The following is a 20,351-nucleotide window of genomic DNA, read 5'->3' on the forward strand; positions in this document are numbered from 1 at the left end:
CCCGGTCAGGCAGCCCTGGAGGCGGTCAGCCGCGCCAGGCCCCCGTGGTGGGGTCCATGTAGTAGCGGCTCGGGCCCACCGTGATCCAGCCGGTGGCCATGAGGCCATCAGCCTTGAGGAAGTACCAGGCGCCGTCCCAGATCCAGCCGGTGGCAAAACTGCCGTCAGCGTTGCGGTAGCGCCAGTTGCTGCCCTCCTTCTCCCAGCCGGCCTTGGGGGCGGGAGTGGTGGTGGGCCCGGCGGTCGGCTCAACTGTGGGAGCGGTAGTGGGCTCGGTCGTCGGCGCGGCGGTCGGGCTCGGCGTCGGGTCTGGGCTCGGGGCGTCCTTGAGCGCGGGGCAGTCGCTGCCCAGCCATGCCAGGGAGAAGTTGCGGTAGCCGATGTCCCGACTGCCCCCATTCTCGCTGAGCAGGCCCAGCGATCCGTCCGACTGCACGGCGAGCGTCGTGTAGCCAACAATCTCCTTGCGAAAGAGCTTGTGCGTCCAGGTGGCGCCGTCGTCGCAGGACAGCGAGATCGTTCCCTGGTCGCGCGTCGTCGACTGGTTGGGAGAATGGCTGAAAAGGAGGACCTTGGCGCGCTCCGAGCCCGGGGCGGCGTTGGGGAAGGCGCGGATGATCTGAGCGTTATCCACCGCGTCGGGCAGGTTCGTGTCCGAGACAGGCTCGGACCATGTCTGGCCGCCATCGGTAGAGGTGGCGACCTTGCGGTAGGTCGTCTTGTCCGAGGTCCGCGAGTTCATCATGAGACGCCCGTCGGAGAGCTCGACGACCTTGTTCTCATCCATGCCCGTCCCAGCGGGAGTCCCGGCCTTCCAGGTCTTGCCGTGATCATCGGAGTAGACGGAGACAGCCTGCTGGGTGAAGCTGTTCGGAGATCCTGCGCGGATGGTGAACTGCTGGACAAGCCGTCCTTTGAACTCGCCGTGCTGGATCTGAATGCCCTGGCCGGAGGCCGCGAAGCGTGTGAACCAGGAGTCATCCGGCGTGATATCCGGGGTGATGACTTTGTGGGTCCAGGTGTGGCCGTCGTCGATCGAGGTGGAGACCTCGGCCTGGATGACATTGCGGGCCTGCGGGTCCTTGCCGGGCTAGGAGGCGGCGAAGCCGACGTCAAAGGACTTCACGTGGAAGTTGAAGATCGCTCCGGTCTCGGCGTCGACGATATAGGAGGGGTCGGAGTAACCGACGCGGGTCGGCTTGGAGGCCTTCTCCCCCTTGTGGATGTAGGTCACCGGACCCCAGTTCTTGCCACCGTCGGTGGAGCGGCGCTGGACGATGCTGTTGGGGTTGGGAGAGTCATTCCCAGAGGCGTCCCAACCGGTCAGCGGGCGCTGGTCGTAGGAAACCAGAAGATCACCATTGGGGGCGGTGGTGATGGCGGGGATTCGGACATTGTCCGCCGCGGTGCCCGTGGCGACCGACGCGCCCTCGCTCATCGAGGCGGGCAGGGACACGCTCGCGTCAGGGAGCGGGGCCGGCGTGGCCTCCGGGTACACACCCTGGACGGCGAGGGCCTCGCCCGTGGGGGTGAGGGTCTGGAGGACCTCCCCGCCCTTGCTGGCGGTCAGGGTGATCGACGGCGTGTAGCTACCGGTCTTGACGTCCTCAGCGGTGATGGTGTGGTGGAGCGGCTTGCAGTTGTAGACGGCACCCGCCCCGGGGGCCAGGCTCCCCCAATTGCACTGGGTGGTCAGGTCGTCGAAGCTCGAAGAGGTGGTGGCGACGTCAATGGTGTCCTTGGAATGCGAGCGCACCCTTACGACGACCTCGACCGTGTCTCCCTCCTTGTAGGCGTCCTTCGGGTCGCTCACGGTCATGGACTCGACCGTGATCTGCGAGGCCTTGAGCGGCACGGCGTCGCCGCGGATCGTCTCGGGGGTGTTGAGAGCCTCTCCCTGGTAGGAGGGCTGCTGCGTCTTGTAGGAGATCTCCGGGGTGAAGGAGCCGCCGGTCAGGTCCTCCTCCGTGACGGTGTGGGTGGCGTAGCCCACGCAGTCCGTCTTCTTGGCGTTGGCCTCGATTCGGCTCCACCGGCACTTCTTGACATCCCCGCCCAGGTCGGTCTCGTCGACCGTGAAGGAGCGGGCCTCCGTGGCGAGATTGGTGACGTCGATATTGAAGGAGAGGGTGTCGCCCACGGAGTAGAGGTGGTCCTCATGGGCGCCCGTCTGGGTGATGACGATGTCCATAAGGCCATCGGCGGTCTTGGCCGCCTGGGCTGTGGGGGCGATGGTGAGGCCGGTGAGCGCGATGGCGCAGGCCCTCTCAACAGGCCCCTCAGAGGATGTCGAGGCCGACGAGGAAGCCGTCCTCGTCGACGATGACGCCGCCCGACTCGCGGGCCACCGTGGCGGCCACCTGCTCGATGAGCTCGCGCGCCGCGGCCCGCTCGCGCCGCCTGGTGCGGCTGGGCGTGAGGGCATGGGCGTCCGCGATATCGAGCGGCCGCCAGACCACGGAGGTGACGACGACGCCGTCGGCGACCCAGGGCTCCCCCTGGACGGCGATCGGCAGCTCGTTCGTCCCCTCGACGCGGACCTCGATGCCGCCCCAGCCGGGAGCCCCGGCATCGATCGGCGCGACGACGGCGTAGCCCTCGCGGTACTCGACGAGCTCCTCACCGGCGGCCAGGGCCGCGGCCTCTTCGCGCTCGGCGCGGGCGCGCTCGCGCTCGGTGTCCCGCCAGACCTCGTCGAGGACGTCGGCCCCGATGGTCTCGGTGAGGCGCTCCAGGTCGGCGTGGGACAGGGCGTCGAATCCGACGGGGCCGCTCGGGGCGGAGGTCTCCAGGGCGGGCACGGCGCCCGGCGCGATGGGGTCGAGGAGGACGGCCAGCGCGTCGGGGGCGATCCACACCGGCGCGTAGATGGCGAGCATGACCGAGGACTCCGGGTCCGGGACCACGAGTGTGATGCGGGCCTCGCCGTCGTCGGGAGACGTGTCGACCAGGCGGATGGCGCCAGCGAGGCGGCGGGCGATGGCGCGCAGGTGGATGAGGGCGACGAGCTCGGCGCCGGTGGGCATCGCCGTGGGGAAGGCATCGGCCATCGGGTCCACACCCGCCAGCTCCGGGGGCAGGGCGCCGGCGCGCTGGGGGGCGCATTCCAGGAGCATGACCTGGGCGGCCCAGTCGGGCAGGGCCAGCATTCGGCGCATATCGTCGTCGAGGGGCCAGGGGCCGTGGAGCTCGGCGCCCGGGGAGAGCTGGAGGCGGGAGGCGCCCACCCAGCCGGCGTGCTCGTCCAGGGACAGGGCGAGGGCCTCGATCTCCTCCACGGCGACGTCGTCGGCCAGGACGAGCAGGTGACGGGAGTCCACGAGGCCGACCGGCATCATGGAGGTGGCGGTGAAGGTCGTGGTGTCGACGGGCAGGGAGACCGCCAGGTCCCCGGAGGAGGCGCTCACTTGGACTCCTCGGAGGGAAGGCCGGCGTCCTCGATGCGCAGGCGGTCGAAGCTCAGATGCGAGCGGGAGGCCGTGGGGCCCCGCTGCCCCTGGTAGCGCGAGCCGCGCGCGCCCGAGCCGTAAGGGGCCTCGGCGGGGCTGGACAGGCGGAAGAAGCAGAGCTGGCCGATCTTCATCCCGGGCCAGAGCTTGATCGGCATGGTGGCCGTGTTGCTCAGCTCCAGGGTGACGTGGCCGGTGAAGCCGGGGTCGATGAAGCCGGCGGTCGAGTGCGTGAGGAGCCCGAGCCGCCCGAGGCTGGACTTGCCCTCCAGGCGGGCGGCGACGTCGTCGGGCAGGGTGACGCGCTCGTAGGTGGCGCCCAGGACGAACTCGCCGGGGTGGAGCACGAAGGGCTCGTCCGGGCCGACGTCGATGAGGTGGGTGAGCCCATCCTGCTCGATGGCCGGGTCGATGACCGGGTAGCGGTGGTTGTCGAAGAGCCGGAACGAGCGATCCAGTCGGACGTCGATGGACGCCGGTTGGATCATGTCGGGATCGCAGGGGTCGAGGAGCACACGGCCCGCGTCGAGCTGGGCGCGGATGTCACGGTCGGAGAGGAGCACGGGACGATTGTGCCAGGCGCGGCGACCGGGCGCCGCCGACAGGAGCCACAGCAGCACGATTCCACATGGGCGCCGCAGTGGGGTATGCTGCTTCCCGCGCACCTTACGGTGAGCATCTGCGGATGTAGTTCAATGGTAGAACCTCAGCTTCCCAAGCTGATAGCGCGGGTTCGATTCCCGTCATCCGCTCCACCGGGCGGCTCAGTCGCCCAGTCCCTGGCACGATAAGCGCATGAGCGATGAAGCCAGCCCCTCCCCCACCGCCGAGCCACTGAGCGACGACGTCCGCCACGACCAGTACCTCTCCGAGCGCTACGGCGCCCAGCCCCGGCCCGATGACCTGGAGTGGACTCCCGCCGTCGAGACCATGCTGGCCCACCGCTCCGTGCGGGCCTTCACCCCCACACCCCTCACCGAGCGCGAGCTCGCCACGGTCATCGCCGCCGCGCAGTCCGCGCCGACGTCGTCGAACCTGCACCTGTGGAGCGTCATCGTCATCGACGACGACGCCCTGCGCGCCCGGATCATGGACCTGGCGGACTCCCCCAACCAGTCGGAGAACTTCGCGTTCATGCGGCAGGCGCCCACCGTCCTGCTGTGGGTGGCTGACGCCTCGCGCAACGAGGAGATCATGGCCGCCGCGGGCGCCGACACCGGGACCCTGGACTACCTCGACTCCTTCCTCACCGTCTCGGTCGACGCCGCCATGGCGGCGCAGAACGCGGTGGTCGCCGCCGAGTCGATGGGACTGGGCACCTGCTACCTGGGCTCGATGCGCAACCTGGAGGCCGCCCTGTGCGACCTCCTCGGGCTGCCGCCTCACTCCTACGTCGTGGTCGGCCTGGCGCTCGGGCACCCCGCCCCCGAGCGCCTCGGCGGAGTCCACCCCCGGCCCGCGCAGGCCGCCGTTGTGCGGCGCAACCTCGATCCCGCGCCAGCGCTGGAGTCCTGGTTGCCAGCCTACGAGGAGGCCTACGGCGCGTTCCGCGCCTCGCAGGGACTGGATGGGCGCTCCTGGCGCGAGGCGGTGCTGCGGGCCTCGAGCCGCATGTACATGGACGGCCGCGATGAGATGCGCGGCGCCGTCGAGAAGCAGGGATTCGGCCTCGCCTGAGCGCTGAAGGACGAGCCGGGGCGATCAGCGACGGCGGGAGCGCCTGAGCGCCAGGCCCGTCAGGCCGGCGATGAGCGCGCCGTTGGTCAGCGCCCCCTGGAGCTTCTGGGAGCGTTTGAAGCCCTCCTCCTTCCAGAAGGCCTGGCCCTGGAGGGTGGTGGGGATGAGGGCGAGGATGAGGCCGCCCGCGGCGCAGCGCGTCCCCACGCCCGCGACCAGCGCGGCGCCGCCCGCCATCATCGCGCCGCCGTTGAGCAGGACGAGGTCTCTTCCCGTGGCCTCGCGGCCGAGGACCGCCTCGACGGCGGGCCCAGCGGAGGCGTTGAGCGCCTCGGCGATGGGCTCGGCCTGGCGGGCGAGAGCGTCGGCGCCACCGATCTGGGTCCAGCCGCCATGGATGAACGGCGCGGCGAGGAGTGCGCGGGCGACAAGAGGGGCGCGGGACATGCTCGATGCTCCTTCCAACTCAGCCGATCAGGACAGATGGATCAGCGGGGCCAAGTCTGCCACTGCGCCGCGGCTCATGCGCCCCCCACCGCACCGCGCGGCTCGATCCAGCTCCCACCAGGCCGATCACACCGACGAGCCCGCTACACCCATCCGGCACTGCGGGCGAGGCTCCAGGCCGACCACGCCGTGGCGGCGGCGATCACCAGAAACCAGGTTCCCAGCCAGAACCAGCCGGGCAGGCCCGTGAGCCCGGCCAGCGAGCCGTGGTCCTGGTGGGGGTCGTGGCTCGCGGCGACGTCGTGCAGCGCGTCCCAGGCGCCCAGGAGGAGGACCAGTCCGGCCCCCGCGGTGAGGGCGTCGCGCGGGGCGAGGGCCAGCGGGCCCACCCACATGACGCTGGAGCCCGCCCACCACAGGGCGGCGGTGGCGGCGATGACGAGGAGGACGAGCCCGAGGGTGCGCGCCGAGCGGGACTTGATGAGCAGCACGAGCTCGGCGATGAGGGCGAGGGTGAGGATCGGGCCGACCCAGCCGCCCAGTGCCGCCTGCACGAGGAGGCAGCCGATGAGCGCGGGCGCCGGGTAGCCCGCCCACGCGGTGGCGATCCTCCCCGGTCCCCGGCTGCGGCCGCTGGTGACCGCGCGGCCCCCGAGCCGGGCGTCCACGGTGAAGCCCTCGAAGCGCCGGCCGACGAGGATGCCGACACCGGCATGCCCAGCCTCATGGATAACGGTCACCGCCGCGCGCCCCCAGCGCCGCGCCGTCGGCATGGCCAGGACGACGACGAGCAGGAGGATCCCCGGCCATATCGCCGCCGGGTCGGGCGCGGTGGAGGGGAGGATCCGGTCGACGGCGTCCATGAGGAACCCACTGATAGTCACGGGTGGGATTGTGCCCCATAGGGCTATGCGCGCCCTGTGCGCTCATCGGCGGGGCAGAGCAGGGCCGGGCAGAGCAGGGCCGGGCGGCACCCCAGGCAGGGTGGGGGATCTACAGTCGGCGCATGAGCGCTCCCGCACGCCGCGTCCCGCCTCCTGGCCGCCTCGTCGTCGCCGCCGCGATCCTGGACTCCCTCGCCCGCCCGGCGTCGTTGCTCTGCGCCGCGCGCTCCTACCCTCCCGAGCATGTGGGCCAGTACGAGCTGCCGGGCGGCAAGGTGGAGGACGGGGAGGAGCCGGTGGCGGCGCTCGCCCGGGAGCTGACCGAGGAGATCGGGGCATCGGCGCGCCTGGGAGCCGAGGTCGTCCCGCCCGCAAGGCTGGCAGTGTCTCCTCCTCCGGCCATGCCGGAGCGCCCGGGGGACGACGCCCCGGCGTGGGCGGCGATGAACGGTCACCGGATGCGGGTCTGGCTCGCCGAGCCCGACGGCGGCCGACCGCCTCGATGCGGGCAGTCGCACCAGTCGCTGGACTGGGTGGGACTGGAGGACCTCGACGCTCTCCCCTGGCTGCCCGCCGATCTGCCGATCCTGCGCGAGGTCCGCGCGATGATCGAGAGCCGACACATCAGACGACCTGCATTTTCTGACATCGATCTTCGTGATGTCAGTTTATGAGTTAGGCTGGCCTCATGCCGAAGATCATGGGAAGCAGCCTCGCCGAGCACCGGGAACGCACGCGGGGCGCGCTTTTCGATTCCCTGTCCATGCTCATGAGCCAGCGGTCCTTCGAGAAGATCACGCTCTCGGACGTCGCCGCGCACGCCGGGGTGGGCCGAACAGCGGTCTACAACCACTTCGCCGACAAGGAGGACCTGCTCCTTGCCTTCATGGAGCACGAGGTAGTCCGCTACTCCGAGGAGCTGTCAGCCGCCCTGGCCGGGATCGAGGACCCCATCGACCGTCTGCGCGTGTACGTGCGCCAGCAGGCCCTCCTCAAGCGCCACTTCCATTTCCCGTCCACCGGCCCACTGTCGAGCTCGGTCTCGCGCGGCACGGCCGGGCGGCTGCGCTCCCACGGCAGCCTCATCAGCCAGATGCTCGCCTCGATCCTCACCGACGCCATGGACGCGGGCCTCATCCCCCGGCAGGACCCGGCGATGCTCATCCCCCTGCTCAACGCCTGCGTCATGGGCGGGCGCCCCACTCCGCAGGATCCGGCGGAGCGGGCCGCCTACCTTGAGGCCCTGGACGTCTTCGTGCTGCGCGCCGTCGGGGCGCGGATCCCGGACCACGCGGTTCCCAGCATCCGCCGCACCCACGCCACAGAGGATGAGCCGGCGCGGCGCGGGCGCGCCGCCGCTGGCTGAGGGCCCCGGCCCGGCGGTTCACCAGCGGCGCTTGGCTCCCCCGCCATCCACTCCCCCAGTGGGGCCCTCACTGCCCTGGTTGCGGCGCTGGAGCCTCTTCTCCTTCTCCTGGCCCTCGGTGGGCGTCGGGCTGGGCGAGCCGCTCTCCCCTGGAGTGGGCTGGCCCGACCCGGAGGCGGTCGGATTCGGCGTCGGCGACGAGGAACCCGAGGCGGTCGGATCGCCACTGGGGCTCTGCGAGGCGCCCGGCGACGGCGAGTCGGAGGCCCCTGGGCTCGGCGTCTGAGTGGGTGAGGGGGTCGGCGTCGGGGTCTGGGTGGGCGGCGTCGTCGGCCGGGGCTGCGGGGACTGGACGGGGGGCACCTCGCAGTCGCCCGCGGCCTCCTTCGCGGCTGCCACCTGCGCCTCGGCCGCCTGGGTGTCCCCCGACTCCTGCGCCTGCCCCGCCAGGGCCATATGCGCCACGAAGAGGTTGACCCGCGTCATGCACACGCCCGTGCGCTCACGGATGACATTGCCCTCGGTGTCGTAGGCGACGTCGATGACCTCCTGGGGGGCATCGGGCAGGGAGGACTCCAGGTCGGCGATGGAGGCGTTGTAGTCCCCCGCGAGCAGTTCGGCGGTGCCCAGGTTGTAGCGCACCCGCCACGCCTGCACCCACGGGTTGATCGTGCGCACCATGCGGTAGCGGTCCACGGCGGTGGAGTAGTCGCCCGCGTACAGGGAGCGGTTGGCCAGCGTGGTGCCCGTGGACACCGCGGCGAACCACAGGCCCACGATGAGCAGGATCGAGCTGAGGCTGAGCCCGATCAGCAGGCGGCGGCGCCGCGGCATCGGCGTGCGCGCTCTCATCAGCGGCCTCCTGCCCGCGCCAGGCGGCGCACCTCGATATCGGATCTCACGAGCGCCACGCCCTCCCACGTCATGAGCGCGAAGGCGACGAGCGCCAGGGGCCAGGTGAGGTAGCGGCTGGAGCGCTTGCCGTGGTGGCCGTCGGAGAGGATCTGCTCGATGTCGATGCTCGTGAAGGCGCTCGTCGGGTCGTCGCCCTCGCCGTCGCGCTGGTAGTAGGACAGGCCGAGGTCCGTCGCCACCGTCTGCAGCTCCTGGGTGTCCGGGACGGAGACGGCGTCGGCGGTCTGCCCCTGCTCCTTGATGTAGGGCATCTGGTCCGCGGGGGTGGTACTGCCGTCGTACTCGCGCATCTTCCCGCCCTCGGTGGTGCCGTAGCCGAGCACCGCGCCGCCGTCGACGAGGGGGGCGAGGTCCTTCCAGGCCAGGCCCTGCGACGCGGCGTCCTTGGCGCCGGCGCCGTCGTCGGTGGCCTCGCCGTCGGAGAGGATGTAGACGATGCGGGCGTCCTGCGGGGCGGCCTGCTTGGCCTCGGTGAGGGTGGCGGAGAGCAGTGGGAGCATGCGCTCGAGGGAGGAGCCCGTGGACCGGCTCGTCACCTCCTGGTGGAGCGTCGCGATCCAGGAGTCGACGGCCGTGGTGTCCGTGCTCAGCGGCATCTCCCTGGCCGCCGTGGAGTCGAGGGCGAGGATGGAGAAGCGGGCCTCGGGCAGGGCCTTGCGGATCGCCTCCAGGTCCGCGCGCGCGCCGTCGAGCCGGGTGCCCGAGCCCCCGGCCCAGTCCTCAGCGGCCATCGAGCCGGTGCGGTCGACGACGAGGTAGACCTCGGTGGTGGAGGATACCCGCTGGTCGTACTCGTAGGTGCTGGGGCCCGCGAGCATGAGCACGAGCGTGACGACGAGCAGTGCCCGGCGGGCGATGACGAGGCGCGCCGAGCGCGACAGCGGGCGGCGCGCGGGCGCCTCGCTGGTGGTGCTGGTCCCCAGCGGGGGCAGGCCCGCGCCCTGCGTGCCGTAGGGGGACGACGGGGCGGCCGGGCGCGGCCGGGCCGGGCGCAGGCGCCACCAGTTGAGGACGATGGCGCCGAGGCCGATGAGCGCGACGAGGATGGTGAGGGGCCATCCGAGCAGGGGGTGGAGTGTCATGCGCGCCTCCAGGCGGCGATGAGCAGCAGGGAGCCGGCGGCCAGCACCAGCCAGACGGCGCCCGCCCGCGGGGTGTCCGTCAGGCGCACCTCATTGTCAGCGCTGTACTCCTGGGCCTGGGTCTTCTCCAGCTCCTTGACGATCCGCCCGGCGGTGCCGGAGTCCCCCACCTGGTAGAACTTGCCGCCGTTGTCCTCGGTCGCCTTCTCGAGCTCGGCGCGGGCCGACTCGACCTGGCCCGCGACGTCGCCATAGTCGAGCTCGTCGTCGTAGCCGTAGATGGAGAACAGGCGGATCTTCTTGCTCGTGGCGAGCTCGGCGGCCTCGGGCAGGGAGTAGATCTGGACATTGGCGTCGTCGAAGACGAGGTTGTCGGTGGCCAGGATGATGGAGCGGGGGCGCTCATCGGCGCTGGCGGCACCGGAGTTGTCGAAGGCCTGCGTGCAGGAGGCCAGGCCGTCCCCGGCCAGCGAGGAGGCGTCGAGGTTCTCCGACATCGTGCCGGAGAACATGCGCAGGTAGCGGCTGCGCGCCGAGGAGAGGCTGGAGGATGCGGAGTCCAGGAGGTCCGTGATCTTGCCCATCTCGGTCTTGAGCGTCTCGTAGTCGTCGGTGAGGGGCACCATCGTCTGCGCCGTCGTGTTCCAGGCGATAAGGGCCACCCGCTCCCCGTTGAAGGAGTCGATGAGCTCGGTGTAGGTGTCCAGCACCTGGGAGTCCAGCCCGAGCATGGAGCCCGAGACGTCCAGGCACAGGACGATGTCGCGGCTGGCCAGGGCGTCGTTGCGCACGTCCTTGTTCACGGGGCGGCCGGCGAGGAAGGCCGAGGAGGCCAGGGCCACGATGATGAGCGCGCCCAGGAGGGCGTGGAGGGCGCGGCGGCGGCGCAGGCGGCGCAGGACGGCGGGCGAGCGCAGCAGGGGCATCGCGTTGGCGACGCGGCGCGTCGGGCCGCCCGGGGCGCGGTCGCCCCTGCGGGCGGCGCGCAGCGCGGCGATGCCGACGATGAGCGCGGCGGCGCCGATGAGGAACCAGGGGAGCCAGGGCATCACCATCGGGAGACCACCTCCCTCGCGTGCTCGATGGCCTGGGCGGCGGCGGCGTCGGAGTCGCGGTCGAAGGAGGGCTGCTCCCAGATCGCCAGGAGCTCGCCGACGTGCCCCAGGGGATCGGTGTCCAGGGGCTGGGAGGCGGTCCGGGCGCGCTCGAGCCGGGTGGCGATGTCCTCGGACTCGGTCGAGGCGGACATGTCCATGATCTCCGTGACGGTGGCGGTGGTCAGGTCCTCGCCGCTGCGCTCGGAGCCGAAGCCCCGCAGCGCCGAGGCCAGCTCCAGGTGCAGGACGCGCAGGTCGATCTGGCCGGCGTCGTACTTCTTCGCGGCGCGCTCGACGAGCCTCATCCAGCGCCGGCGCTCCCCAGGGGCCATGGGGATGTCGCTGATGTAGCCGTCGCGGACCCGGTGGCTCAGGAATGACCAGAGCAATCCGGCGACGGCGAGGAGGAGGATGACGACGGCGGTGACCGCCATCCAGGTGGGCATGAGCTGCGGGGGGCTGAGCTCCACTTTCATCGCCTCCTTCGGGCCGTGGCGAGGCGCTGGCGGCCCAGGACCTCGGCGATGGAGTCGACGAGGGTCTCATCGGAGGCGACGACGGCGTGCTCGATGCGCCGTGAGTCCAGCAGCGCCGTGACGCTGGCCCGCCGGGCGGCGTCGGCGCGGGCGAGCTGCGCCCCCAGGGCGGTGTCGTAGCGCAGGAAGGCAGGCAGGTCCTCCGCCATCTCGACGTCGCGGACCGCGCCGGGATCACCGGTGATGGGGGCGTCGTCGGCGATGTGGATGACGACGAGCTCGTGCTGCGCCGACAGCCTGCGGAGCTGGTCGTGGGCGGTGACGTCCGGGTGGGAGGTGTCAGTCAGGAGGACGACGAGGCTGCGGCGCCCGTGGAGGCTGATGACCTTGCCGAGCAGGCCGGGCAGGTCGGAGGCGGGGGCGCCGGGCGCCAGCTCGCCGATGGCGGCGCCGCTGGCCCGCCGGGGCGAGACCTGGCCGACCCGCACCTGGCCGGCCCTCGCGGCGGCGCCGGTGCCGCCGTCGGAGTTGTTCGAGCCATCGGGGCCGGTGGTGAGGGCGGAGTACTGCCGGGCGACGAGCGACAGGATCGTCTCGGCGTGCTCGGCGCCCGCCCGGGGCGGCCGGGAGACCATCCGGGAGGCGTCCCCGGCCACGAGGGCGACCGAGTCGCCGCGCAGGCGGGCGAGGTAGGCCATGACCTCGGCGACGGCGAGGGCGAGCTCGCGCTTGTCCTCGCCGCTGGGGGCCTGGGCGGCCATGGTCCGGCCGGTGTCGATGGCCAGGACGAGAGGCAGGTTGGACTCGCGCTGGTATCGCTTGATGACGGGCTGGCCGATGCGCGCCGAGGCCTTCCAGTCGATGTCGCTCACGTCGTCGCCGGGGCGGTAGGCGGACAGGTCGTCGAAGTCCTGGCCGTGGCCGAGGAGGACGGACTTGTGCCGGCCGTCGAGCAGGCCGGTCGCGCGGCGCAGCGTGGGCAGGGACAGGCGCCCCCGCACGCGGGCCAGGCGCGAGCCGCGCTGCGTGGGCTCCGCCGGCAGTTCGACGGCGCTCGGAGCGGACTGACGGCTCACGGCGTTGGGACCGCCGCGAAGACCGCGTCGATGATCGCCTCGGGGGCGATGTCATCGGCGAGGGCGTCATAGGTGAGCACGAGGCGGTGGCGCAGGACGGCGTGGCGGAGCAGGCCGACGTCGTCGGGGGTGACGTAGGTCCGGCCCGCCTGCAGCGCGAGGGCCTGGGAGACCCGCATGAGGGCGATCGAGCCTCGCGGCGAGCCGCCGACGCGCACGTGGCGCTCCAGGCCCGGCACGGGGCGCGGGCCGCCGCCGCGGGAGGTGTTGATGACGGCGACGATGTACTGCTTGATGACGGGGTCGACGTAGACGCGCTCGACGGCGCCCTGGAGCCACTCGACGTCGTCGGTGCTGATCGGCTCGGCGCGCAGCGGCTCCTCGAAGGCGCCCTTGGAGATCTTGTCCAGGACGTCGACCTCCTCGGTGGGCTTGGGGTAGCTCAGGACGTCCTTCATGAGGAAGCGGTCCATCTGGGCCTCGGGCAGGACGTAGGTGCCCTCCTCCTCGATGGGGTTCTGGGTGGCGAGCACCATGAAGGGGTGGGGCAGCGGGTAGACGACGCCGCCGATGGAGGTCTGGCGCTCCTGCATCGCCTCGAGCATGGCTGACTGGGTCTTGGCGCTGGAGCGGTTGATCTCGTCGAGCAGGACGATGTTGGCGTGGACCGGGCCGAGCTGAGTGGTCATCTCGCCGGTCTGGTACTGGAGGACCTGGGTGCCGACGATGTCGTTGGGCATGAGGTCCGGGGTGCACTGGATGCGCGTGAAGGAGCCGGAGACCGCCGAGGCGAGGGTCTGCGCGGCGGTGGTCTTGGCCAGGCCGGGCACCGACTCCAGGAGGATGTGGCCGCCCGCGATGAGCGTGGAGATGAGCGCGAGGCGCAGCCGCTCCTGGCCGACGAGGCGCTGCTCGAAGACCTGGTGGATGCGCTTGATGAGGGCCTCGGCGCGCTCCACGTCCTCCTCGGGGTGGCGGGAGCGGGAGGAGCGGGCGGCCTCGGCCCGCAGGGCCTCGCGCGTGGGCAGGGGGCCGGTGGGCGCGGGGTAGGCGTGCTCGCGGGGGACGGTGGGGACAGTGCCCGACTGCGGGATCTCGCCGGGGGCGGGGCGGATGTCGCGGCGCGAGCCGGGGGCGATGGAGGGCGGGGCCTGCTGGGGCTGCGGGGACTGCTGGGGCTGCCCCGCCTGCGGGGCCTGCGACGGCGCCTGGGGCATCGGCGGGACGGCTGGGATGGCGCCGGGCTGAGCGGCCTGGTGGGGGACCGGCGTGGCAGCGGATCCAGTGGCACCGGCGGCCGCGCCGTCGACGGGGGGCACGGCGCCCCGGAACGGCCCGCCCATGGCAGGAGCAGCGGGCTGTCGGTGCTGCGCGGGGTCGGTGCTCATCGGTCTCCTCATGAGGTGGTGGTCGGCGCTCTGCCGCAGGCAGGCTATAACGGAGCCGCGCGGGGGCGATACCTCCGGCGATGGGTATCCTCACCCACATTCCCGCCCCACCCAGGCGTTCTTTCCCCGCGAGACCGGGCGAACAGCACGCCGAGACCGGTTCTGAAGGAACCACAGAGGCACTGACTGTTCCGGGGACGACTGAGCCTGTGGATAACCGCCCGGTTTCGCGGTGCTGTTCGCCCGGTCTCGGATATAGGGAGGGGCTATGAGGGGGAGGATGAAGAGGCGGGGGCGGGGGCGGAGAGGTCGATGTCGGAGGCCTCGATGCGCAGGTCGATGCCGTCGGTGCCCACCTGGGCGCTGGTGACCCGGTACCCGGCCGGGAGGGCATCGACCGGCAGCTCGATCGACGACGTGCTCATCCCCAGCCACTCCAGCGCCGTCTTGCCGCCGAAGCTCTGATCGGCGGGGATCTCCCTGCCCGCCCACGAGACGCTCGTGATGGTCAGGCTCGCGCCACCCGCCTCGGTGACGGCCGGCTCCAGGTTGACGCCCACGCTCTGGCCGCAGACCGTCCCGCTGAGCAGCGCCGTGCCGGGAGAGTCGGCCGTGGCGGGCTGGAGGGCTGATGAGGACGGGGAGGAGACGCCGAGGACGACGAGCCCCGTCATGCGGTCGAGCTCGGCCCACGACAGTGTTCCGCTGAGGGCGACATGACTCGCGCGGTGCGCGCCCGACGTGCTCAGCCCCTCAACGGTGAGGACAGGGTTGCTCAGCTGCGCGCTCTGGATCGCGGCCGGGTCCCCGGCCGCGGGAGTGGTGCATTCCTGAGCGCCGGTGATGAGATCGACGAGCCCGCTGAACAGGCCCTTCTCCTCGGGTGTCGGCTCGGGCGTCGGCTGCGGGGCAGGCGCCGTGGTCTGGGGAGCGGCGGCCCCGCCGCGCTGGATGGTGAAGGTGGAGGCGGTGATACTGAGCTCGTCGAGCTCACCGCGCATGACCTGCGGCAGGACGAGCCCGTTGAAGCTCAGACGGGCGTCCGAGGAGAACCCGTGGACGGAGCCGAGCACCTGGGAGGTGACCTCGCGGCGCGCGTGGTGCTCCGCCCCGACGGCGGCCAGGCCCGCCAGCGCCGCCAGGATGACGACGACGGCGATCCCCCGCCGCCAGGTCAGGAAGCGGCGCCGGGGCTCCTCGTCGGCGCCGTCCAGCGCCTCTGGGGTCGGAGCTTCTTCCCCAGTCCCCTCCTCGGGCGCCTCGGCCCCCGCGCCGTCGCCCGCCAGCTCAGCCCCAGTGGCCTGCTCGGCCTCGCCGGGATCCTCAGCGTCATCGACGTCGGGAGCCATGGCCCCGTCCGCGCCGTGAGCGCCGTCAGGATCCTCAGGGATCCACGTGCTGATGACGCCCCTGTGCTCCCTGTGATCCTTGTGGTCGTCCCGGTCCTCGTCGGTCATGCCCGCTCCTGCTCGCCTCATTCGCTCATCGTCACGTCGCTGCCTGTGAGGGAGATCTTGAGGCCGTTGTCGGTGACCATGACCTGGTCGATCCTCAAGCCCTGGGGCAGTTGGTCGGCGGTGATCTCGGCGCCGTCGATCGGGATGCCCAGCAGCGAGAGAATCCTGCCGCCCTCGGAGTCGGGACCGTCAATGGGCACCTCGACCCCGTCCGCTTTCGCCGAGCTGACGGTGATGCTCAGGCCGCCATCGTCCCTGACCCTCGGCTCGAACACGATCTCGAAGGCGGAGCCGTAGCCGACGCCGGAGGCCCGGGCGCTTCCGGGGTCCGTGTCCGTGCCCGGGCGCACGACGTCGACCGTCACGTCGGCGGGGTTGATGTTGGCGGTGGTGACGAGGTCGGTGGCGCCCTGCCAGTCGATGATCCCCATGGCGCGCACGCTGCTGGCGCGATGCGGGCGGGAGGTGCTCACGCCGGTCAGGTCCACGTGGACGTCGTTGACACTCAGAGTGCTGGCAGTGTCCGCCTTCACCGGGAGGTCGAGCCGGGAGGCGTCGATGGCGATCGAGTCGACCCGGCCTTGCATGAGCTGGAGGACGAGGTCGTCCCCGGTGGTGATGGAGGCGCCCTTGTCCAGGCCGGGGAGCGCCTGGCGGATGGCGGATGCCACGCGCCCAGAGAGGTAGGAGTCCAGGGCGGGCCGCGCCACGAAGTTCCCGACGGCGAGCAGCGCGACGAGGCAGACCGCCGTGATGGCCAGTGCCCGGCGGCGCGGCGCGGGGCCGGGGGCGGCTGAGGAGGACGAGGAGGGGGAGGGTGTCAGGGACGACGCGAGCGAGGAGGTCTCAGCCACGGTCGGCTCCCGCCCCCTTCGCGGCGCCGTCGACCTTCGTCGGAGCGGTGGTCACGGGGGCGACGGCGGCGGCGCGGTTGGCGGCCAGCTCGTCGTCGAGCATGGGGAGGTCCTCGGCGGTGACCATGAGCGTGGAGACGGCGTGCTCGACGAGCGCGGTGCGGCGGTTGGAGGCGGCGCCCTCGGCGCGCCCCCCGCGCAGCCCCCGCACGCCGACGCGGTCGAGCTTCTCGCAGACGTTGTCGAGCTTGCGGTTGAACTTGGTGATCGGCCAGCCCAGGCGCGCGGCGGCGGCCTGCGAGGAGGGGATCTCGGCGGCGCCAGTGCCCGCGCGCCGCAGCACCGGCTCTGACAGGGCGAGGATGAGCAGGAGCTGGGAGCGGGTCATCGGGGTGACGCCGATCGTCGTCTGGCCGGTGGACTGCCGGGCGCCGTCGATCCCCGCGAAATGGTCCTCGCCAGCGGTGATGAGGTCGATCTCATAGGTGGTGGGGCCAGCGGAGAAGGTGAGGATGATCCGCGGGAAGACCAGGGGCATGCGCGCGCCGGGGGCGAGGCGGGATTGGACGAGCCCGTCGCCGTCGGTGAGGGTGGCGGACAGGCGCGAGCCCTCGTTGGCGATCCACCACAGGCCGTTCTCGCGGGCGAGGACGATGAAGCGCCGGTGGAGGTAGGGGTTGTCATCGATGTCGAGGTCCCCGCCGCGGCCGATGACGAAGGTCTCGTCCGGGCCGATCCTGTGCACCTCGCCGGAGAAGTCGAGCACGAGCTCCTCGGGGCGGTCGGGGTCGACGGAGGGCAGTGATTCCGTCCACGTTGCGTCGCTGGTCATGGGGAGAATCCTTTGCTTACTGCTGGTAGTGCTGGAATGGATGGATCGAGGGCGGCGATGGTTGTGACGGGGCCCACGGAGTCGGAGATGACGAGGATACAAGCGGCGGCATGGGTTGCGCCTGGGGCGCCTGGGGTATCTGCGTGGCGGCCGCCGACTGCGCCGCTGCCGGGGGAGCCATCGCTGGCGGCGCCGGCATGGGCGGGGGCGGCGGCGCGATCGGCGGCGTCGACGGGGGGACGAGCCTGAGCGTGATGCCGTCGCCGATGCTGAGCGTGTCCCCCATGCTCAAGGGCGTGGGCAGTGCCGCGGCGATGAGGACGGCCGGGCAGCCGGGCCGGTTGAGGGTCGTGCCGTTGGAGGAGTCCAGATCCTGCGCGAGGACGGAGGAGCCGGCTGTGGTGATCCGCACGTGGGAGCGGGAGACCATGTGGGAGGAGGAGGGGACGACGACGAGCGCCGCCCGCGTGCTGGTCGACTGGGGCGCCCGGCCGACCACGACCTCGCCGCCAGCGCGGACGAGGATGTCCTGGCCCGTGGACAGGCGCAGCAGGGCGAGGATGGGACGGGCGTCGCCGACCATCGCCGTCGCCAGGGCCTCGGCGACGGCGGCCGAGGGCAGGGTGTTGGCCGCCGGCGCGCTTCCCGGACTCCCCCCGCTGGGGCCGCTGACGGAGGCGCTGCCGGCGGTGGGCACCGAGGAGGCGCGATGGCGGCGCCGGCCCGAGCCGGGCTCGGGCTCGGGGAAGGAGGCGAGGAGGTCGTAACTGCCCGACTCGTCCTCATGGCCCGTGGCCAGCTCAGGCATCTCGGCGGTCGCGAGCCCGGCGTCCTCGTCCTCGGGCTCCTCCCAGACCCCGGTGGCGGGCAGGTCCTCGTCGTCGAGCTCGGCGAGCACGTCCCAGGCGGAGGTCGGCTCATCAGGGGTGGAGGCGCTGGCCGCATCATCAGCGGCGAGGTGGTCGGGCTCGTCGGCGTCGGGGGGCTCGGGCCCGGTGGAGATGGCGGCCTGGGCGGCGGCGCCCTTGACCGCGCCGTCGTCCCCCTGCACCACGGGGCCGCCCAGGGCGGCGAGGACCGCCGCGGCCACGTGCTCAGCCGTGCCGGGGACGAGGAGGGCCGTGCCGAGCATCCCGACGATCACCTCGCCGCGCTCGGCCTCCGCGCCGCCCTCGATCGGACGGGCCCCGGGGCTCGATCGCTCATCAGCCGGAGGCATCGAGCGCACCTCCCCCGGCCCGCTCGGCACCGAAGTCCTCATCGGGCTCGGGCGCTGTGACGACGCCGACGAGCGAGGGGCGCTCGACGAGGTCGATGACCAGCGCCGTGGCGTTGTCGTGGCCCCCGTTCTCCAGGGCGGCCGCCACGAGGGCCTCGGCGGTGCGCTGCGGGGTGAGGCCGGCGCCCAGGATGAGGCCGAGCTCGTCGTCGTCAAGCTCATCGCTCAGACCATCGGAGCACACGAGGAAGCGCTCTCCCCCGGTGGCGGGCAGGAGGCGCGCGCTCGGCGTGAAGGGGCCCGACAGCCCCCCGCCCAGGGCGCGGGTGACGATGTTCTTGCGGAAGTCCTCGCGGGCCTCGGCGCGGCTGAGCTCGCCGGACTCGATGAGCTCCTGGACCTTGGAGTGATCGGTGGTCACCTGGTGCAGCTCGCCGTCGCGCAGGAGGTAGACGCGCGCGTCACCCAGGTTGAAGACGAGCCAGGCGGGGATGCCGTCGGGGTGGAGCAGGGCGACGCCGGCGACGGTGGCGCCGGGGCGGTGCGAGCCGGTGGAGGGCAGCGCGTCCACATCCTCCCCGGCCGCCTCGATGGCCTCGATGACCTGGGCGGCATCGCTGATGATGGCCCCGGCGAGGGCGGAGATCCGCTCCAGGGCGGTACGGGCGGCCAGGCGCCCAGAGGTGTGGCCCCCCATGCCGTCGACGACCACGTACACGGGCTCCAGGGCCAGGTAGCCGTCCTCATTGGCGGTGCGCAGGCGGCCGACGTCGGTGGCGGCGCCGACGATGGGGACCTGGGACGCGGCCACCTCGGCGACCGTATCAGTGATCTCGCTCATCGGTAGGTCCTGCTCTCCTTGTTCCCGCACTGGGGCTGACCATACCGTTCCCCGCCGCTCCCTATGGTCATCAGGGGTCTCTCAGGTAGGCTCGCGCTCGCAAGTGCCCCCCGGCACTCCGGGATGCCAGCCTCCCCACGGCGGCTCCCGGCCCTCGATCGCCGCTGAAGGACCGTCATGTCTCAGGCTCAGGACGAGCTCATCGCACGCGCCCAGGACCCCACGACCCCCTGGGCGGAATTGCACGAGCTCGCTCAGAACTACCCGGGGCTGCGCCCGTATGTCGCGCGCAATCCGAACACCTACCCGGACCTGCTGAACTGGCTGGGATCCCTGGGCGACGCCGCCGTCGACGCCGCGCTGGCCTCCCGCACCAGCACCGCTAGCCCTGTCAGCCCCATCAGCCCGATCGACCCGTCCGCCGCGAGCGGCCCGAGCACGAGCGTCATGCCCGGGGCGATCGCGCCCGCCACCGCCACCCAGGGCGCGCCGACGACGCAGCCGGCGCAGCCCACAGCGCCGGTGGACCCCGCCTGGGCCGCGCAGCAGGCCGGCGCCCAGGCCTTCCAGCCCTCCTACCAGCAGCCCGGCTACCAGCAGGGCGTGTACGCGGCGGGGCAGCAGCCCTACGCGCAGCCCTATGACCCGAATGCGCTCTCCTCGATCCCCGTTGGGGAGCCAGAGCCCGTCGAGGACCACCGGCGCTCCAACATCATGCTGTGGCTCCTGGCTGTCGTGGTCCTCGCACTCGTCGGGGGGATCGTCTTCTGGGTCCTCGCCGAGGACGATGACGCCACCAAGGCCAGCCGGACGAACGGGGGCCAGACGAGCCAGTCCGCGCCCACGCAGGACGGCGGGGCGTCCGGCGGGGCCTCCGATGGCGCGTCCTCGAGGCCGTCGGCCAGCGCCTCGGCGACCGCGACGGGCAAGAAGGCCTTCCCGGCGCCATCGGACGCCAACGAGCTCGCCTCCTTCACCGCGCCCTCGGGCAATATCTCCTGCACCCTGTCCGACTCCGGCGCGAGCTGCACCATCAAGGAGCACACCTTCTCCCAGGGAAGCTGCACCTCATCGCCCTACACGGCGACCATCGGGAGCGGGGAGGCCACCGGGAACTGCGCGACCTCCTTCTCCGGCGGGGGCGTCACCCTCAACTACGGCGCCTCGGCGAAGCACGGCGACTACGCCTGCACCTCCTCGGAGTCCGGGATCTCCTGCTGGAGCCAGGTGACCGGCAAGGGCTTCACCATGTCCCGCGACACCATCCAGAGCACCTCGAAGAACTGAGCCA

The 20,351-nt window shown here is 72.0% G+C and carries 21 protein-coding genes and 1 tRNA gene; 5 read left to right on the forward strand and 17 right to left on the reverse strand.

Going from position 1 to position 20,351, the window contains the following annotated elements:
* Positions 1 to 25 precede the first annotated feature (25 nt).
* The 4 genes from A1QA_RS16440 to dcd all read right to left on the reverse strand — a co-directional run bounded on the left by A1QA_RS16440 (position 26) and on the right by dcd (position 4,012).
* Positions 26 to 1,060, reverse strand: a complete 1,035-nt coding sequence (locus A1QA_RS16440; protein WP_341858220.1) for a sialidase family protein — start codon at positions 1,058 to 1,060, stop codon at positions 26 to 28.
* A gap of 30 nt (positions 1,061 to 1,090) precedes the next feature.
* A complete protein-coding gene (locus A1QA_RS16445; RefSeq protein ID WP_051000510.1) occupies positions 1,091 to 2,191 on the reverse strand; it encodes a sialidase family protein in 1,101 nt (366 codons plus the stop codon).
* An 88-nt stretch (positions 2,192 to 2,279) separates the two neighbouring features.
* The gene (locus tag A1QA_RS0103545; RefSeq protein WP_017177551.1) at positions 2,280 to 3,407 is read right to left on the reverse strand and encodes a hypothetical protein; all 1,128 of its coding nucleotides are present in this window, start codon (positions 3,405 to 3,407) and stop codon (positions 2,280 to 2,282) included.
* Complete coding sequence (gene dcd / locus A1QA_RS0103550) at positions 3,404 to 4,012, reverse strand: dCTP deaminase (RefSeq protein ID WP_026048655.1); 609 nt, start codon at positions 4,010 to 4,012, stop codon at positions 3,404 to 3,406. Before dcd ends, A1QA_RS0103545 begins: the two co-directional genes overlap by 4 nt.
* A gap of 118 nt (positions 4,013 to 4,130) precedes the next feature.
* Here dcd and A1QA_RS0103555 point away from each other — a divergent pair.
* Positions 4,131 to 4,204 (forward strand) — tRNA-Gly (locus A1QA_RS0103555).
* A 40-nt stretch (positions 4,205 to 4,244) separates the two neighbouring features.
* Positions 4,245 to 5,126, forward strand: a complete 882-nt coding sequence (locus A1QA_RS0103560; protein WP_017177553.1) for a nitroreductase family protein — start codon at positions 4,245 to 4,247, stop codon at positions 5,124 to 5,126.
* Positions 5,127 to 5,150: 24 nt separating this feature from the next.
* On the opposite strand, the gene A1QA_RS0103565 is transcribed toward A1QA_RS0103560, so the two are convergent.
* Positions 5,151 to 5,573 carry a DoxX family membrane protein gene (locus A1QA_RS0103565; RefSeq protein WP_017177554.1) on the reverse strand — a complete coding sequence of 141 codons (423 nt, stop codon included), beginning with the start codon at positions 5,571 to 5,573 and terminating at the stop codon, positions 5,151 to 5,153.
* Positions 5,574 to 5,716: 143 nt separating this feature from the next.
* Positions 5,717 to 6,457, reverse strand: a complete 741-nt coding sequence (locus tag A1QA_RS0103570) for a M50 family metallopeptidase (RefSeq protein ID WP_244266055.1) — start codon at positions 6,455 to 6,457, stop codon at positions 5,717 to 5,719.
* Positions 6,458 to 6,579: 122 nt separating this feature from the next.
* Between A1QA_RS0103570 and A1QA_RS0103575 the strand changes: the two genes are divergently transcribed.
* Together A1QA_RS0103575 and A1QA_RS0103580 are read left to right on the forward strand one after the other, a co-directional pair.
* Positions 6,580 to 7,131 (forward strand): NUDIX domain-containing protein, encoded by a 552-nt coding sequence (locus A1QA_RS0103575; RefSeq protein ID WP_017177556.1) that lies wholly within the window; start codon positions 6,580 to 6,582, stop codon positions 7,129 to 7,131.
* 14 nt (positions 7,132 to 7,145) lie between these two features.
* Positions 7,146 to 7,823 carry a TetR/AcrR family transcriptional regulator gene (locus A1QA_RS0103580; RefSeq protein ID WP_017177557.1) on the forward strand — a complete coding sequence of 226 codons (678 nt, stop codon included), beginning with the start codon at positions 7,146 to 7,148 and terminating at the stop codon, positions 7,821 to 7,823.
* Positions 7,824 to 7,841: 18 nt separating this feature from the next.
* Here A1QA_RS0103580 and A1QA_RS13275 read toward each other — a convergent pair whose 3' ends face one another.
* The 11 genes from A1QA_RS13275 to A1QA_RS0103635 all read right to left on the reverse strand — a co-directional run bounded on the left by A1QA_RS13275 (position 7,842) and on the right by A1QA_RS0103635 (position 19,060).
* Positions 7,842 to 8,675 carry a tetratricopeptide repeat protein gene (locus A1QA_RS13275; protein WP_017177558.1) on the reverse strand — a complete coding sequence of 278 codons (834 nt, stop codon included), beginning with the start codon at positions 8,673 to 8,675 and terminating at the stop codon, positions 7,842 to 7,844.
* A complete protein-coding gene (locus A1QA_RS0103590) occupies positions 8,675 to 9,820 on the reverse strand; it encodes a VWA domain-containing protein (RefSeq protein WP_017177559.1) in 1,146 nt (381 codons plus the stop codon). Before A1QA_RS0103590 ends, A1QA_RS13275 begins: the two co-directional genes overlap by 1 nt.
* On the reverse strand, positions 9,817 to 10,875 hold the full coding sequence (locus A1QA_RS0103595; protein ID WP_017177560.1) for a vWA domain-containing protein: 1,059 nt from the start codon (positions 10,873 to 10,875) through the stop codon (positions 9,817 to 9,819). Before A1QA_RS0103595 ends, A1QA_RS0103590 begins: the two co-directional genes overlap by 4 nt.
* The gene (locus tag A1QA_RS0103600; protein WP_017177561.1) at positions 10,869 to 11,393 is read right to left on the reverse strand and encodes a hypothetical protein; all 525 of its coding nucleotides are present in this window, start codon (positions 11,391 to 11,393) and stop codon (positions 10,869 to 10,871) included. The genes A1QA_RS0103595 and A1QA_RS0103600 overlap by 7 nt, the downstream gene beginning before the upstream one ends.
* The gene (locus A1QA_RS0103605; RefSeq protein ID WP_017177562.1) at positions 11,390 to 12,469 is read right to left on the reverse strand and encodes a DUF58 domain-containing protein; all 1,080 of its coding nucleotides are present in this window, start codon (positions 12,467 to 12,469) and stop codon (positions 11,390 to 11,392) included. Before A1QA_RS0103605 ends, A1QA_RS0103600 begins: the two co-directional genes overlap by 4 nt.
* Positions 12,466 to 13,857 (reverse strand): AAA family ATPase, encoded by a 1,392-nt coding sequence (locus A1QA_RS13280; protein WP_017177563.1) that lies wholly within the window; start codon positions 13,855 to 13,857, stop codon positions 12,466 to 12,468. The genes A1QA_RS0103605 and A1QA_RS13280 overlap by 4 nt, the downstream gene beginning before the upstream one ends.
* Before the next feature lie 266 nt (positions 13,858 to 14,123).
* Positions 14,124 to 15,314: a hypothetical protein gene (locus A1QA_RS0103615; protein WP_017177564.1), complete on the reverse strand. Its 1,191-nt coding sequence runs from the start codon at positions 15,312 to 15,314 to the stop codon at positions 14,124 to 14,126.
* A 17-nt stretch (positions 15,315 to 15,331) separates the two neighbouring features.
* Positions 15,332 to 16,168 (reverse strand): LmeA family phospholipid-binding protein, encoded by an 837-nt coding sequence (locus A1QA_RS0103620; RefSeq protein WP_017177565.1) that lies wholly within the window; start codon positions 16,166 to 16,168, stop codon positions 15,332 to 15,334.
* Positions 16,161 to 17,000 (reverse strand): FHA domain-containing protein, encoded by an 840-nt coding sequence (locus A1QA_RS0103625; RefSeq protein ID WP_017177566.1) that lies wholly within the window; start codon positions 16,998 to 17,000, stop codon positions 16,161 to 16,163. Before A1QA_RS0103625 ends, A1QA_RS0103620 begins: the two co-directional genes overlap by 8 nt.
* 16 nt (positions 17,001 to 17,016) lie before the next feature.
* Positions 17,017 to 18,219, reverse strand: coding sequence for an FHA domain-containing protein (locus A1QA_RS14885; protein WP_154652220.1), 1,203 nt, complete (start codon positions 18,217 to 18,219; stop codon positions 17,017 to 17,019).
* A complete protein-coding gene (locus tag A1QA_RS0103635; RefSeq protein WP_017177568.1) occupies positions 18,206 to 19,060 on the reverse strand; it encodes a PP2C family protein-serine/threonine phosphatase in 855 nt (284 codons plus the stop codon). Before A1QA_RS0103635 ends, A1QA_RS14885 begins: the two co-directional genes overlap by 14 nt.
* A gap of 177 nt (positions 19,061 to 19,237) precedes the next feature.
* Between A1QA_RS0103635 and A1QA_RS0103640 the strand changes: the two genes are divergently transcribed.
* A complete protein-coding gene (locus tag A1QA_RS0103640) occupies positions 19,238 to 20,347 on the forward strand; it encodes a variant leucine-rich repeat-containing protein (RefSeq protein ID WP_017177569.1) in 1,110 nt (369 codons plus the stop codon).
* The last annotated feature ends 4 nt before the right edge of the window (positions 20,348 to 20,351 follow it).

The organism is Actinomyces timonensis DSM 23838, from assembly GCF_000295095.1.
GTDB lineage: Bacteria > Actinomycetota > Actinomycetes > Actinomycetales > Actinomycetaceae > Actinomyces > Actinomyces timonensis.

What these genes read in the sequence shown, in the direction of transcription:
- A1QA_RS16445 (WP_051000510.1), bottom strand. Translation starts at nt 2,191, where the DNA reads ATGGACATCGTCATCACCCAGACGGGCGCCCATGAGGACCACCTCTAC.
- A1QA_RS0103560 (WP_017177553.1), top strand. Translation starts at nt 4,245, where the DNA reads ATGAGCGATGAAGCCAGCCCCTCCCCCACCGCCGAGCCACTGAGCGAC.
- A1QA_RS0103565 (WP_017177554.1), bottom strand. Translation starts at nt 5,573, where the DNA reads ATGTCCCGCGCCCCTCTTGTCGCCCGCGCACTCCTCGCCGCGCCGTTC.
- A1QA_RS0103575 (WP_017177556.1), top strand. Translation starts at nt 6,580, where the DNA reads ATGAGCGCTCCCGCACGCCGCGTCCCGCCTCCTGGCCGCCTCGTCGTC.
- A1QA_RS0103580 (WP_017177557.1), top strand. Translation starts at nt 7,146, where the DNA reads ATGCCGAAGATCATGGGAAGCAGCCTCGCCGAGCACCGGGAACGCACG.
- A1QA_RS13275 (WP_017177558.1), bottom strand. Translation starts at nt 8,675, where the DNA reads ATGAGAGCGCGCACGCCGATGCCGCGGCGCCGCCGCCTGCTGATCGGG.
- A1QA_RS0103590 (WP_017177559.1), bottom strand. Translation starts at nt 9,820, where the DNA reads ATGACACTCCACCCCCTGCTCGGATGGCCCCTCACCATCCTCGTCGCG.
- A1QA_RS0103595 (WP_017177560.1), bottom strand. Translation starts at nt 10,875, where the DNA reads ATGGTGATGCCCTGGCTCCCCTGGTTCCTCATCGGCGCCGCCGCGCTC.
- A1QA_RS0103600 (WP_017177561.1), bottom strand. Translation starts at nt 11,393, where the DNA reads ATGAAAGTGGAGCTCAGCCCCCCGCAGCTCATGCCCACCTGGATGGCG.
- A1QA_RS13280 (WP_017177563.1), bottom strand. Translation starts at nt 13,857, where the DNA reads ATGAGCACCGACCCCGCGCAGCACCGACAGCCCGCTGCTCCTGCCATG.
- A1QA_RS0103615 (WP_017177564.1), bottom strand. Translation starts at nt 15,314, where the DNA reads ATGACCGACGAGGACCGGGACGACCACAAGGATCACAGGGAGCACAGG.
- A1QA_RS0103625 (WP_017177566.1), bottom strand. Translation starts at nt 17,000, where the DNA reads ATGACCAGCGACGCAACGTGGACGGAATCACTGCCCTCCGTCGACCCC.
- A1QA_RS14885 (WP_154652220.1), bottom strand. Translation starts at nt 18,219, where the DNA reads ATGCCTCCGGCTGATGAGCGATCGAGCCCCGGGGCCCGTCCGATCGAG.
- A1QA_RS0103635 (WP_017177568.1), bottom strand. Translation starts at nt 19,060, where the DNA reads ATGAGCGAGATCACTGATACGGTCGCCGAGGTGGCCGCGTCCCAGGTC.
- A1QA_RS0103640 (WP_017177569.1), top strand. Translation starts at nt 19,238, where the DNA reads ATGTCTCAGGCTCAGGACGAGCTCATCGCACGCGCCCAGGACCCCACG.